Source organism: Chloroflexota bacterium, assembly GCA_020161265.1.
Lineage (GTDB): Bacteria > Chloroflexota > Chloroflexia > Chloroflexales > Herpetosiphonaceae > Herpetosiphon.
The window spans coordinates 603,531-615,911 of the sequence record JAIUOC010000002.1 but is presented as its reverse complement, the minus strand read 5'-3'; the positions used below and the strand labels follow the sequence as shown (position 1 = coordinate 615,911).

At 50.0% G+C, this 12,381-nt stretch carries 12 protein-coding genes; 6 read left to right on the top strand and 6 right to left on the bottom strand.

Going from position 1 to position 12,381, the window contains the following annotated elements; all coding sequences use genetic code 11:
- Positions 1-35 precede the first annotated feature (35 nt).
- The 3 genes from LCH85_07050 to cmk all read right to left on the bottom strand — a co-directional run bounded on the left by LCH85_07050 (position 36) and on the right by cmk (position 2,832).
- Positions 36-1,319 carry a PH domain-containing protein gene (locus LCH85_07050; protein MCA0351738.1) on the bottom strand — a complete coding sequence of 428 codons (1,284 nt, stop codon included), beginning with the start codon at positions 1,317-1,319 and terminating at the stop codon, positions 36-38.
- A gap of 11 nt (positions 1,320-1,330) precedes the next feature.
- Positions 1,331-1,990, bottom strand: coding sequence for a 1-acyl-sn-glycerol-3-phosphate acyltransferase (locus tag LCH85_07045; GenBank protein MCA0351737.1), 660 nt, complete (start codon positions 1,988-1,990; stop codon positions 1,331-1,333).
- A gap of 152 nt (positions 1,991-2,142) precedes the next feature.
- A complete protein-coding gene (gene cmk / locus LCH85_07040) occupies positions 2,143-2,832 on the bottom strand; it encodes a (d)CMP kinase (GenBank protein MCA0351736.1) in 690 nt (229 codons plus the stop codon).
- A gap of 266 nt (positions 2,833-3,098) precedes the next feature.
- Here cmk and LCH85_07035 point away from each other — a divergent pair, with 266 nt between their 5' ends.
- From LCH85_07035 to LCH85_07025, 3 genes are all read left to right on the top strand, one after another.
- Positions 3,099-3,911: a hypothetical protein gene (locus LCH85_07035; protein ID MCA0351735.1), complete on the top strand. Its 813-nt coding sequence runs from the start codon at positions 3,099-3,101 to the stop codon at positions 3,909-3,911.
- Positions 3,912-3,936: 25 nt separating this feature from the next.
- Positions 3,937-4,572, top strand: a complete 636-nt coding sequence (gene rimI, locus LCH85_07030) for a ribosomal protein S18-alanine N-acetyltransferase (GenBank protein ID MCA0351734.1) — start codon at positions 3,937-3,939, stop codon at positions 4,570-4,572.
- Between the two features lie 202 nt (positions 4,573-4,774).
- The gene (locus LCH85_07025; GenBank protein ID MCA0351733.1) at positions 4,775-6,151 is read left to right on the top strand and encodes a nucleotide sugar dehydrogenase; all 1,377 of its coding nucleotides are present in this window, start codon (positions 4,775-4,777) and stop codon (positions 6,149-6,151) included.
- Positions 6,152-6,209: 58 nt separating this feature from the next.
- Here LCH85_07025 and LCH85_07020 read toward each other — a convergent pair whose 3' ends face one another.
- Positions 6,210-6,761, bottom strand: coding sequence for an AhpC/TSA family protein (locus LCH85_07020; protein ID MCA0351732.1), 552 nt, complete (start codon positions 6,759-6,761; stop codon positions 6,210-6,212).
- Between the two features lie 98 nt (positions 6,762-6,859).
- Between LCH85_07020 and LCH85_07015 the strand changes: the two genes are divergently transcribed.
- From LCH85_07015 to LCH85_07005, 3 genes are read left to right on the top strand one after another with little or no spacing between them, the layout of a single operon-like run.
- Positions 6,860-7,495 carry a TetR/AcrR family transcriptional regulator gene (locus tag LCH85_07015; GenBank protein ID MCA0351731.1) on the top strand — a complete coding sequence of 212 codons (636 nt, stop codon included), beginning with the start codon at positions 6,860-6,862 and terminating at the stop codon, positions 7,493-7,495.
- 38 nt (positions 7,496-7,533) lie between these two features.
- Positions 7,534-8,451, top strand: a complete 918-nt coding sequence (locus tag LCH85_07010) for a glycosyltransferase family 2 protein (GenBank protein ID MCA0351730.1) — start codon at positions 7,534-7,536, stop codon at positions 8,449-8,451.
- Positions 8,448-9,464 (top strand): flippase-like domain-containing protein, encoded by a 1,017-nt coding sequence (locus tag LCH85_07005; GenBank protein MCA0351729.1) that lies wholly within the window; start codon positions 8,448-8,450, stop codon positions 9,462-9,464. Before LCH85_07010 ends, LCH85_07005 begins: the two co-directional genes overlap by 4 nt.
- 195 nt (positions 9,465-9,659) lie before the next feature.
- Here LCH85_07005 and LCH85_07000 read toward each other — a convergent pair whose 3' ends face one another.
- Positions 9,660-10,745 (bottom strand): hypothetical protein, encoded by a 1,086-nt coding sequence (locus tag LCH85_07000; protein ID MCA0351728.1) that lies wholly within the window; start codon positions 10,743-10,745, stop codon positions 9,660-9,662.
- 248 nt (positions 10,746-10,993) lie between these two features.
- Positions 10,994-12,079: a hypothetical protein gene (locus LCH85_06995; protein MCA0351727.1), complete on the bottom strand. Its 1,086-nt coding sequence runs from the start codon at positions 12,077-12,079 to the stop codon at positions 10,994-10,996.
- Between the last annotated feature and the right edge of the window lie 302 nt (positions 12,080-12,381).

Genomic DNA, 12,381 nt, shown 5'->3' with positions numbered 1-12,381 from the left:
TCCTTCGCACAACAGATTCTGACTCCCAATTAGGATTACACTCCAGTTTCCAACCGCTCGGTTGGCGGCAATTTGGCTTCGATATGGCTGCGATGATCATCAAACAGCACTTGGAGTTCATCGCGTTGTAGTTGATGATAATGTTGCAACAGCATTAAGGTGCTATCAAATTCGCGGTCACGCGCCCGCTGCTCGAATTGGTCGCGATAATCGGAAATGACCGCCAGCACGCTATCGGGTGCGGCTACCCCGCGAAAGGTGAAATTTTCGTTTTGACCTGCGGTAAATAGCTCGACATCGCCATACTTCAAAATGCGTGCCCATAAATTTTCTTGATTCAGCGAAACATTCTGAATTTTGTCCCAGGTTGTTTCACGTTTGGTTTCACGGCCCAACGGCTTGCGCTCAATATCAATAATGTTGATTGGGGTGACAATATATTCATCGTTGCGCCAATCAATCACCTCGTAAATCAGCCAGCCGAGACAAAAGATATCGAGGATTGCCAAAAATACTAATGACCCACCAGACCGAATAAAATCGTAGCCGAGCAACAGTGACCACGACAAATTGATGATTAGAAAGAGCAAAATTGGATTAGCTGCCTCGACAAAGAGAAAGAGCCAATGTTTGCGCCAAATAATCGAATTGCCGCGCACCTCGGGGCTTGGCGGAATAATGCCCAAAAGTGTACGGCCAGTTTGTTCTGGTGGAATAAAATCGCTCAGCGGTGGCAAACTGGGCATTGTGCCTTGTTTGAGCACTTTGGCTCTGACGATTTGCTGAATATGCTCAACATGCTCAACTTCTTTGAGCGGCGCAACAAATTCGAGAATTGTGTCGCGTACCAACGTAGGATTGACGATTCCCACGAAGGCAATGTTGCGCAAACGGCTAGCAGTTTGTACCTCAATTTCGCCATAATCGAAATAACGCGAAACCACCGACTCCGTGACGGTTTTTACGTCTTCAATTTCGCGCACATACAGCTCATTGCGCTGCACGCTGATCAAAAAGCGCGAGTTATACGAAATAACCCGCTGATTGGTGACCACCAAGGCATCGTTGCGCCAATCGAAATAGCTATAAATCATGGCCCCGAAAAAGATTGTGCCAGCACCAAACAGCACAGTGTTGAGGGTATCAACGCCAACCACCGAGACTCGCCATAAGAAAATCACGGTACAAATAAACCAAAAAGTAAACCAAATTGAAAGATTGCGGGCCAAGATCAGCCAATGACGATAGGCGATCAACTTGACCCGTTCATCAGCTTGGAGATTGATATTAAAACTGAGTTGAGGCACGTTGGTTGGCATAACATCCCATCCTATTCATAGCTGAGTTGGCTAACATTCGTGCCGCCATAGGCTTGCGGTAATAAGGCTGCAACTTGGGCCATAATTTGCTCAGCCAAATAATCGCGTTGGTGGGCGATTGGCAAGTTGCTTTGCGCCAGTTGCTCCAAGGTTTGGGGCTTGCCAATTGTAATCGTGACAGTTGGCCGCCCAAACCATGGAAATTTACCCAAAAACACCCGCTCCATGCCCGTGATTGCAATTGGAATAATCGGCGCACCGCTTTGTTTAGCCAGTAACACCACGCCAGCCCGCGCTTGCTGCAAGGTACGGGTGGTCGAGCGTGTGCCCTCAGGGTAGAGGCCGATGCATTGGCCTTGGCTGAGCAATTCTAGTGCCCGCCGAAACGCCGTGCGATCAGCCTCGCCACGCCGAACCGGAAACGCCCCAGCTCGCGTAATCACCCAATCCATAAAACCACCGTCGAACATCTCGGCTTTGGTCATAAAGTAGACATGGCGTTTGATATAACCGATAATTGTGGCCGGATCGGAGTAGCTAATGTGATTAGAAATCAAAATTGCCGCGCCATGTTTGGGAATATGTTGGTTGCCTCGGACAATCACGCGGCGAGTGAAGATAAAAAAGAGCACTTTGGCGAGATAGTGATAAAAACGATAGAAGCGGCTCATCGATTACCCTCCCACATCAGGGTTGCTATTGCTATAGTATTTTGTTTGTGAGCCAATCGTCAAGCGCCAAAAGCAGCGGTTGCTCCCAGCCAATGGAACAATGCTTAAACAAAAACGACGTGGAGCAACCTCCACGTCGTTGTTTGCCGAAATTAAGCTTGGGCTTCGACCCCGATGACGCTCAAGATTGCCTGAAAAACCTCTTCGGGCGAGCGGCCATCGGTGGTGATGGTGATCGCATCGTCGGCCAAGAAGGTGTTGGCGGCATCTTTGGCATCGCGGCGGGTCAAGTCGTCAAGCACCTCGCGATAGCTGATTGAGCGGCCACGGGCGTTGAGTTCTTGGGCGCGGCGTTGGGCACGCTCCTCAACCGAAGCATCAAGATAAATTTTCAATTGAGCATCGGGCATAATCACTGCCCCAATATCGCGGCCAGCCATTACGACATGGCCCGCTTTGCCAATTTGACGTTGAATATCGCGGAGTGCCTCGCGAACAGCTGGTTGAGCGGCGACTTGCGAAACATTGCGTTCAACATTGGCGGCGCGTAATGGCCAAGTAATATCCTCGCCATTGGCCAACACCGTGTATTGGCGGCCATCGGCGATGGTTGGCGGAAGCACTTCAAAGTTGCTGGTTTGGGCGAGTTTGGCGAGAGCGGCGGCATTAGCGAGATCAATGGCTTGTTCGAGGGCTACATAGGTCAAGGCGCGATAGAGCACCCCAGTATCAAAATAGATATAGCCAAAATGATCTGCTAACAACTTGCCGAGCGTACTTTTTCCCGACGCTGCCGGGCCATCAATTGCAATTGTATGTGGTGTAGTCATAGTGAAAAACACAGATATTCCTTGCTGGATACCTCCGAACAGGCAATATTTGAGCGCATGCTGAAAGGTGAAGGGTACACATCGCAACCACTCTCCTGTTGAGTACCCAGCGTATGCAATACCCCACTACGGGAGTGAGGGGACAATAAATCATGAAAAGGCTAGAAAGGCCATGGTTCTATTGTAGCATAATGATCTAATTTTGCTTAGATTATGGCAACGAGCCAGACGATCTGCTATAATCGCACGCCGAACCATGATCATAGTTGGAGGTTGCGATGCGCTCTGGCATCTGGCGAAGTTGTTGTCTATTGCTCTTAGTATTTCTGGCTGGTTGCGGCAGCAGCCTGACAATCTACGATATTACCAGCAATCCTGCAAATTATAACGGTCAAGAAATTACAGTCGAAGGTGTGTACCTCTGGAAGCCGGGTAATCCTGGGTTGTCGGTTTTGGCCAAGGCGGTTTCAACCCGCAACGATGGTACTGATGCTCAGCCCGTTGATAGCCTCGTCTGGCTTGACGAGTTTCCGGCTGAGGCTAGCGCTAATTTGCATCGCCCAATCGATAGTGTTTATGGCGCGGTGCGAGTTAAGGGCAAATTTGAAACTGGCGCGTTTGGCCCAGATGGCAGTTTTACCAGCCGTTTGGTGGTGCAATCTGCCGAAGCGATTGAGCAAGTTGAGCGGGTTGAATACCCAGCGCCAACCGCAGCTCAGCCCAACCAGGTTTCAATCTATGAGCTTGAGAAAAATCCTTCAGCCTACAACGGCCAAACCGTGACCACCCGTGGCATGTATTACTGGACTCAAGCCAGCTCTGGTTTGTTGACCACTGGGGTGCAAAGCGAAAAGCCACTCGGCGATAACGTGGCAAGTGGGGTTAATCCGCAGCCGATGGGCACGCCAATTTCGATGGAAGGCTTTCCGCCTGATCTTTCGAGCCAACTCAACGTTGGGCCTGGCAATGGCTTCGTTTGGGGTTTAGTTGAAGTAACTGGCACCTTCCAAACGGGCGGGCAATTTGGCTTAGAAGGTCGTCATGGCTCACAATTGATTCTCGATCCAACATCAGTTAAACCGATCAAATAAGCATTCATCAGCATAGAAGGCTGCAATGTACTACTTCCTAAAGGCTATGCACGAGGATGATATTCCGCGTGTCCAAGAAATTGAGCGCCAAAGTTTTTCAGCGCCATGGTCGGCCAATACCTATCGTCGTGAATTAAGTTCGCCTGCGACCAGCCGCTATATTGTGGCGCGTTCTAGCCCAAGCTTGCCGCCCGATGAGCCAATTATGCCGTATGTGCCACGGCGCTCGTTGCTGCAGACCTTGTTGCCGTCGGTGTTTACCAAGCCGCAGCCAGTCAGCCCGTTTCCCTTGGTGGGTTATGCTGGCTTATGGTTGATGGTTGATGAAGGCCATATCACTACAATTGCTGTGGCTCCATCGCAGCGCGGCCAAGGCCTTGGCGAGTTGCTGCTGAATGGCTTAATTGATCAAGGCATTGATATGGGGGCAACCCGCCTGACCTTAGAAGTGCGCATTTCAAATGAATCGGCCCAAAAGCTCTATTTGAAATATGGCTTCGAGCCAAGCGGCACGCGGGTGCGCTACTACACCGACAATGGTGAAGATGCCCTGATTATGTGGACTGATGTGATTAATGAGCCAAGCTATCAACACCGTTTGAGTGAGCTGCGGGAACGTTTGGCGTTACGCCTTCAGCGTCAGGCTGGGATGGTCGAATAGTCCTGTTGCACAAATGCTTGATGTTGGCTATGATGCATAAATTCATGGCTGACGACCCACTGTGGTTGTCAGGTGCGGCGAGGGCGCTCTACCATCAACGAGGATGTTGGTCATTGTTCGCTGGTTCACATGGGACGGTGCCGTTTGTTATTCATGGTTGGGGTTGCTTCCACCGTCGAAGTGGCCTACCGAAGGAGCTTGCATGAAGATCGTCGTTGCAGGAACAGGCTTTGTGGGATTGCCCCACGCTGCGGTCTGCTCAGAATATGGTCATGAAGTCTATGCCTATGATATTGATACCAAGCGGATTGCGGCCTACAAAACCGCTAAGCGCGAAGAAATTGAAAAATATGTCAATGAGCCAGGCTTGGCCAGCATTATCCAAGAAAATATCAACCGTTCTCTGCATTTCATTGATGATCTTGAGCCGGTAATCGAAGGGGTCGATGCCTTTTTCTTGTGTTTGCCAACCCCCCCAAACCGCGATGGCTCCTCGAATTTGAGCTACTATTTCGATGCGGTCAATCATTTGGCGAAGCTATTGGCCAAACGTGCTGATCAACGCCGCGTGGTGATTATCAATAAAAGCACAGTGCCAGTTGGCACAGGTCGCCAACTTGAGGAAGTGCTCAAAAGCCATAATGTGCCAAACGTGGGCATTGCCTCGAACCCTGAATTCTTGCCCGAAGGCAACGCGGTTGAAAAATCACGCCATCCTGATCGGGTCGTGGTTGGGGCCGATACCGAGGAAGATTTCCGAATTTTACGTCGGATCTACTCGCAATTTATCAACCATGTGCGAATTGCCTTTATCGAAACTACCCCTGAAACTGCTGAATCGATTAAGTATGTTGCCAACACCTTGTTGCTAACCTACATTTCGTTCTGGAACGGGGTTGGCGGACGTTTGGCTGAATCGGTCTCAAATGTGCGCATGGAAGATCTCAAGCGTGGTGTAACCGCTGATACCCGCATTAGCAAATGGGGTTCGTTTGTCTCGAACGGCGCTGGTGGCTCGTGCTTTGGCAAAGATATTCAATCGTTGATCTATCAACTCAAGAGCCGCAACCAAAGCACCGATTTGCTCGAATCGGTCTATGAAATTAACGAATATCAAAAGACCTATTTGATCGATCGGGCAGCGGCAGAAGCTGGCGTGAAGTTTAACAATAAAGTTGTGGCGTTGCTCGGCTTATCGTTCAAACAACGCACCAACGATATGCGCGATGCCTCGGCCTTGAAGGTTGTCGAAAGCTTGCTTGGCCGTGGGGTCAAGGAAATTCGCGCCTACGACCCAATGGCCGAAGAGGAAGCCAAGCGCTTTTTCAACCCCGAACACAACCACTTGTTCGAGCGCATCAGCTATCATCCTTCGGCCAAAGCAGCGCTTGAAGGCAGCGATATGCTGTTTATCTCGACCGACTGGGAAGAATTCCGTGGGCTTTCGAGCACCATTGAAAGCACCGTGCCAGCGCCATACCTGATCATCGATGGTCGCCGCATGATTCCCGACTACAACGAGTTGGTCGAACGTGGCTATAGCTATTTGGCAGTTGGCTCACCTTACTTGAACAAATAGCGCTTATTGTTGCTTCAACCGCCCTTGAATTGGTTAAGATCAAGGGCGGTTGGTTGTTTTAGTGGCCCACGCTGCGCTGCTGATATTGCCGAGCTAATTCCAACACCTCGCTCAGCGACCATTGATCGTAGCCATGCACCCCATATTTGCAAGCCACAATCGTGCCATCAGGCGCAATCAGAAAATCGGCAGGCAAGCCCAATGGGCTTTCGCCTTTTGCGGGCATACCTACCCCATGCTTGAACAAGCCTTTGAGCATTGGTAGCCACGATTGAGGGTGTAATACCGCCCAAATTGAGCTATCGACTCCAAATGCTGCATACAGTTTTTTGGTGGGGTCGGCAATCAGGGCAAACGGAGCCTCGGCATGGCTCGCCAGCATGGCAGTTTTTGAGGAGTGAAATACTGCAACTTCTTGAATGCCTGCCTCAGCTAGCGCCGCATGGCCCTGAATAAATGCCCGAATATGCAGATTGCACATCGGGCAGCCTGCAAAGCGCCGAAATTGCAGGTGGGTCAATTGCTGCGGGTGCGGAATGCTCAGCGCTTGATCGGCAATGCTGGTCAAATTGCGGGGATTAATTGTTTGGCCTGCTTGATAGCGTGGCATCGGCTTGCTCCTTGCTAATAGATTGGGTATAATGAATTATGTAGTGATTATTACAGAATAGTATAATAGACCTAAGCAAAGAAAGCAAGAGGACTGTGATGTCTACCCAAGAACTTCCATTAGCCAATAACCAACGGCGTGGCCGACCACGCGAATTTGACCGAACCAATGCCTTGGAGTGTGCGATGCGCCAATTTTGGCAGCATGGCTACGAAACGCTCTCGATGGCTGATCTGACAACCTGCTTGGGGATCAATCCGCCGAGTTTGTATGCCGCTTTTGGCAGCAAGCAAGCCTTTTTTCTCGAAGCGATCGACCATTATTTGGCAACGCGCGGAGCCTACGTTTACGCCGTACCCAGCGACCAAAGCTCGCCACGAGCGATGTTGGTCCAACTGCTGCAACGGGCGGCTGAGGCCTTCAGCGATGCGGCTTATCCAGCGGGCTGTTTTGTGCTTTCTAGCATTGCCACAACTTACGATTCGCATGAAATTGAGCAAGCCATCGTGGAGCGCTGCCAGCAACGTATGAGCAAAATCAACGAATTGATCGATTTGGGCGTGCAAACAGGTGAGTTGCCAGTTACGACTAACGCTGATGAATTAGCTCAATTTTTCATTTGTGTGCTGCAAGGCATGTCGTTGCAAGCACGCTTGGGAGCTAGCACCAATCAACTCCAAGCGATTGTTGCGAATGCGCTGCAATTGTGGCCCCAAACCATGCGTTTGCGCTAGGCTAGTTTCTGGTACAATGCCTCTCCGGAGGTTCAACTGTGGAACGCACAACGCTTGCAAGTGCTCTAACCACAACGTCATCACCGTTTCCTTGGACGGTGAGCATTGTGATTCCAGCCTTTAATGAAGCCGCAACAATTGGCGGGGTGGTGCACGAGGTTCGCACACGCTACCCTGAACTTGAAATTATCGTGGTTGATGATCATTCTGCCGATGCAACCGTGGAAATTGCCACCACTGCCGGAGCACGCGTGATCACCCGTCCTTATAACATTGGCAACGGCGCTGGGGTCAAAACTGGTGTTCGAGCCGCGACTGGCGAAATCGTGATCATTATGGATGGCGATGGGCAGCACAACCCCGCCGACATCGAACGGTTATTGAGCTATATCGGCGATTACGATATGGTGATAGGCGCTCGTTCACGCTCAGGCCAGGAAAATTGGCTGCGTTGGCTGGGCAATAGCGCCTTGAATGGGCTTGGCTCGTATCTGACAGGCATGGAAATGCAAGATTTGACTTCGGGCTTTCGGGCTTTTCGGCGTTCAATTTTGCTTGATTATATTCATCTCTTGCCAAACCAATTTTCGTGGCCAACCACCAGCGCCTTGGCTTTTGCCAAAGCTGGCTACCACGTGCGCTTCGAGCCAATCGCCATGCAACGCCGTCAAGGTGGTCGCTCTAAGCAAAAGCTGCTGAAAAATGGCTTTAAATTTACCATCATCATCCTGCGGATTATCAGCCTGTTTAATCCGATTCGGGTGTTTATGCCAGTTAGTGGCTTTTTCTTTGTGCTATGTATTATTTCGTATGTGTTGGGAGCGCTGAACGATAATAATTGGTTGCATCTGCCGCCGACGGCGCTGTTTTGCTTGATTGCGACCATGTTTTTCTTTTGTTTTGGCTTGTTGGCCGAAACAATTGCAGCGCTGCGCTTTGAACGGATTCGCCAATGAAAAAACGAATTATCAATGGGCTTTTGACTGCCTTGGGGCCAGCGATCTTGATTTGGTTTCTGGCTACCAACGATCTTACTAGCATTTGGAATGTGATTCGCACCACCGATCCTTGGTTGTTTGGTGGTTCGGTGGTCTTGGTATTGCCATTTCTCTATTCCAAGGGCTGGCGCTGGCGCTTGATTTTGCAAGGCTGGAATATTGAAATTAGCCCATGGTTTGCTTCATTGCTCTATACCTTGGGCATTTTCGTTGGCTCAGTTACGCCTGGCCAGGGCGGCGATGCGGTCAAGGCTTGGTATTTGCGCCGCGAAGGTCATCCGCTGGGGCCAAGTTTGCTTTCAATTGTGGTTGATCGCTTCTTCGATGTGGCAATTATGGGGATTATTGCTGGCTCAGGCTTGTATTTTTACCGCACCTTTTTGCCAGGCAATGTGCAACTCTTGATTGTGGCATCGCTTTTGGGTGTGGTGGTTGGTGTGGCGATTTTAGCGAGTGCTGGCTTGCGGCGTTGGTTTACGACCAAAGTTGTGCCAGTGGTTGTGCCTGCCAAATTACGCCAACTCGCGGTTAAAGCTGGCCTCAAAGATCGTGTGTTGCATATGCCACTCAGCCGGATTGGGACCTTGGTTCTATTCTCATTCGTCACCTTAGGCTGGACGTTTATTCGGCTGTATTTACTGTTTCTGGCAACCGGAGTCAAGATTGATATTGGCCCGTATATGGCCATGATTGCGATTATCTCGTTGGTCAGTGTGATTTCGATTGCTGGCATTGGCATTCGCGATGTCGTGATGATTTTGATTATGACCAACTTAGCTCAAACTGGTCAAATGGTGCCAGTGGCTGGTGGCAGCTTCACCAGCGAACAAGCGACCAGTTTGGCATTAGGCATTTCAACCCTGTTTTTGGTGTTGAATGTGATTAATGTGGTACTGGGCTTTTTAGTTTCGCTGCGCTACCCGCTGGGCGATGCCTTGCTCAAAACCGATTTGGCCACGGTTGAGGAGTGATCAGGGGCGAAGGGGGCATGGGAGAGGATCGGAACTTTGGAACCGCGAAGAGCGCGCAGATCGCTAAGGCTATTTTGCCACAGATTAGGATGGTTGGGTTTTGAACCTGCTAGGCAATAGATAATAGTACTTTGTGCGCTTCGTGTTCTTCGTAGATCAAAACTGATCCCTGACCTCTGGCCCCTAATCCCTATGCTATGTTCTATGTTCTATGCTCTTCGAATATGGTGGAATCGCGATTAAGCTCAAGCAAAAGCCCAAAATTGCCACCTCAAAGACCATGCCAGTCCACATATGAGCAATCCAATTCAATCCTAGGCTTGCCATAATGATCAAGTAATAGCCTAGGAAAAAGCTTGCTGGCAGTAGGCTACAGACCAAGCGCACCGCCAAGGGTCGTTGTTGATTGATCTGCCACATATGCATTGCAATATCAGCGAGCAAGCCGACAATCGCCGCCCAAACGACAATAGGCCAATAGGCTTGTGAACTTTTATTATGCACAAACCAAATCAGGCCAGTGCTGCCACCAATTAATAGGGTCATTGCACCAAATGGTAAGGGCCAGAAACGCAGCGAGAGCAGCAAAATTCCAATCAACACCAGTGTGGTGATAATGCCAGTGCTGATGCCGCGCATATCAATATTCGACATGGTTGATTCAAGGTACGGCTCAGAGAGAAACGGTGCATTCACAATTGGACTAGCATATTGGGTAAAGAAACTAACGGCAGCCATCAAGAAAAACAGCGACATCACCATCGTGCCCAAATCACGCCAGCCCCGCAGATGTACCCCAGCTTGAGCTTGAAGCCAAGCAGTGCGTAACGGAGCAGTTCCAAACAACATCGCGCCGCTGATAATCATCAAATGTGGTGGGCTAAATAAGGCATCAAGCCGTAACTCAAAACCAAACCATTCATGCCACATTAAATCCAGCGGAGCCGCAAACGAAAAGAGGATAATCCCAAGCAATGCGGGGAAATAGCCTTGCGGCAGTGCTTTGGTTAGCGGATATTGGCGGTACATATTACGAATTTGTACCGTGCCAATCACGGTTGTAATGCCCAGAAAACCCGAATAAAGCACGGCATGCCACGGCGAAAAGAAGGTATCGATCAATTGCTCGGCATGGGCCAAACCATCAATAAATAGGCCAATTAATAGCCAAATGCTGAAGATGATGCACAAGACATCAAGGCGCTTGCTGAATGGCGGATGGCCCGTAGGGGCCGGATTCAGCCGTGACGCAGTGGTTTTGGTTGGGCCGACCGTTGCCATTCTTGGCCTCCTTGAGGTTGATAGTGCGGCGGCGATAAAGAGCTAGCAGCTTGGATGCTAATTGCAAGAATGGCTCGACCGCCTTGTCATAAGATATGCCAATAGTAGCATAGATTCAACAATCGGCGATAGCCAAAAGGTAAACGCTAAGTAAACCAAAAGGTGCTATCTAGCCTAGTTTTCCTACACTTAAATTAAACGCACTCCATCGACGAATGGAGTGCGTTTGAACTTTCTAACGGATAGATTTAGGCAGGTTTGCTCGGTGCTTCGTAGGGTGGAGCCACCAAGAAACTCAGAATCAAGCCAACAATTGCGACCTCGAAAATCATACCTGTCCACATATGGGTAATCCAGGTGAGGCCAGGCCCAGCCATAATAATCAGGTAATAACCTAGAAAGAAGCCAGCGGGCAATAAACTACATAACAAGCGAATGCCCAAGCGATTATGACGATCGATCTTCCAATAGTGCATAGCGCAATCGGCAGCAAGGCCAATCACCACGGCCCAAACTAAAACAGGCCAGTATTGCATGACGCGGGAGGCACGCATCGCCCATAGCAAGAACATACTGCCACCGATCAGCAGTGTGATCGAGCCAAAGGGCAAGGGCCAAAAGCGCAACGACAGCAGCAAAATGCTAATCAAGACGAAGGTGCTGATATGGGCTGAGGCAATGCCCCACAGATCAGCCCGATACATTTCTTGTTCGACACTATAAGGCAATGAAAGCCACTTGGGTGAGGCTAACGGATGGGCATATTGGGTCATAAAGGCGGTCGTGACCATCAGAAAAAACAGCGACATGACCATTGGTGCTAATCCGCCCCGCCAGCCTGCTAATTTTTCGCCTTGTTGCATGCGAATCCAGGCAGTGCGCAATGGAGCGGTTCCAAATAACATCGCGCCAGAAATTAGCATCAAGTGCGGTGGGCTGAGCAAAGCATCAAGCCGCAACTCAAAGCCAAACACATCATGCCAAATAAAATCAAGTGGGGCGGCAATCGCAAATAAGATGATGCCCACGAGTGCCAGCAAATAGCCACGCGGCAAGGCTCGCCAAAGGGTGTAGCCTTTGTACATATTGCGCAGTTGCAGCCCACCAATCCACAAGGCTACCGCCAAAAAGCCCGAGTAGAGAATCAAGTGCCATGGAGTGAAGAAGGTATCAACAGCGTTAGCAGCATGGGCTGCGCCATCAGCGAACAAGCCAATCAGCCACCACGCCGCAAAGACCATTGACATAAAATCAAAGGTGATACTCGATGGTGGATATTCGTCTGGGCGAGGCAAACTCGAAACATTCCGACCAATCCGTCCGATTGAGGCCATATCAAACCCCCTAATTCTTGATAGTGTCAGACCGCTGCGGATACATGGGGTGGTAGCCTTTCCACAAGCATGGGGGAAATACTGCTACTGGTCGATGTCGCTGCTCAAACGTGGAGTAGCCCTATTATGCCATAAAATCATAGTCTAGTGGTAGATTATGCAGAACATAGAGCAAAGAGCATAGAACATAGCATAGCTCAGGGGTTAGAGATCAGGGGTCAGGTTTGATCCACGAAGGGCACGAAGCACACGAAGTAATGAGGCTATAGGCTTCTGACCCCTCGCCCCTGATCCCTGACCCC

Excerpts from the sequence above, each read along its gene's own strand:
- LCH85_07050 (MCA0351738.1), bottom strand. The coding sequence starts at position 1,319 with ATGCCAACCAACGTGCCTCAACTCAGTTTTAATATCAATCTCCAAGCT.
- LCH85_07045 (MCA0351737.1), bottom strand. The coding sequence starts at position 1,990 with ATGAGCCGCTTCTATCGTTTTTATCACTATCTCGCCAAAGTGCTCTTT.
- LCH85_07035 (MCA0351735.1), top strand. The coding sequence starts at position 3,099 with ATGCGCTCTGGCATCTGGCGAAGTTGTTGTCTATTGCTCTTAGTATTT.
- rimI (MCA0351734.1), top strand. The coding sequence starts at position 3,937 with ATGTACTACTTCCTAAAGGCTATGCACGAGGATGATATTCCGCGTGTC.
- LCH85_07025 (MCA0351733.1), top strand. The coding sequence starts at position 4,775 with ATGAAGATCGTCGTTGCAGGAACAGGCTTTGTGGGATTGCCCCACGCT.
- LCH85_07020 (MCA0351732.1), bottom strand. The coding sequence starts at position 6,761 with ATGCCACGCTATCAAGCAGGCCAAACAATTAATCCCCGCAATTTGACC.
- LCH85_07015 (MCA0351731.1), top strand. The coding sequence starts at position 6,860 with ATGTCTACCCAAGAACTTCCATTAGCCAATAACCAACGGCGTGGCCGA.
- LCH85_07005 (MCA0351729.1), top strand. The coding sequence starts at position 8,448 with ATGAAAAAACGAATTATCAATGGGCTTTTGACTGCCTTGGGGCCAGCG.
- LCH85_07000 (MCA0351728.1), bottom strand. The coding sequence starts at position 10,745 with ATGGCAACGGTCGGCCCAACCAAAACCACTGCGTCACGGCTGAATCCG.
- LCH85_06995 (MCA0351727.1), bottom strand. The coding sequence starts at position 12,079 with ATGGCCTCAATCGGACGGATTGGTCGGAATGTTTCGAGTTTGCCTCGC.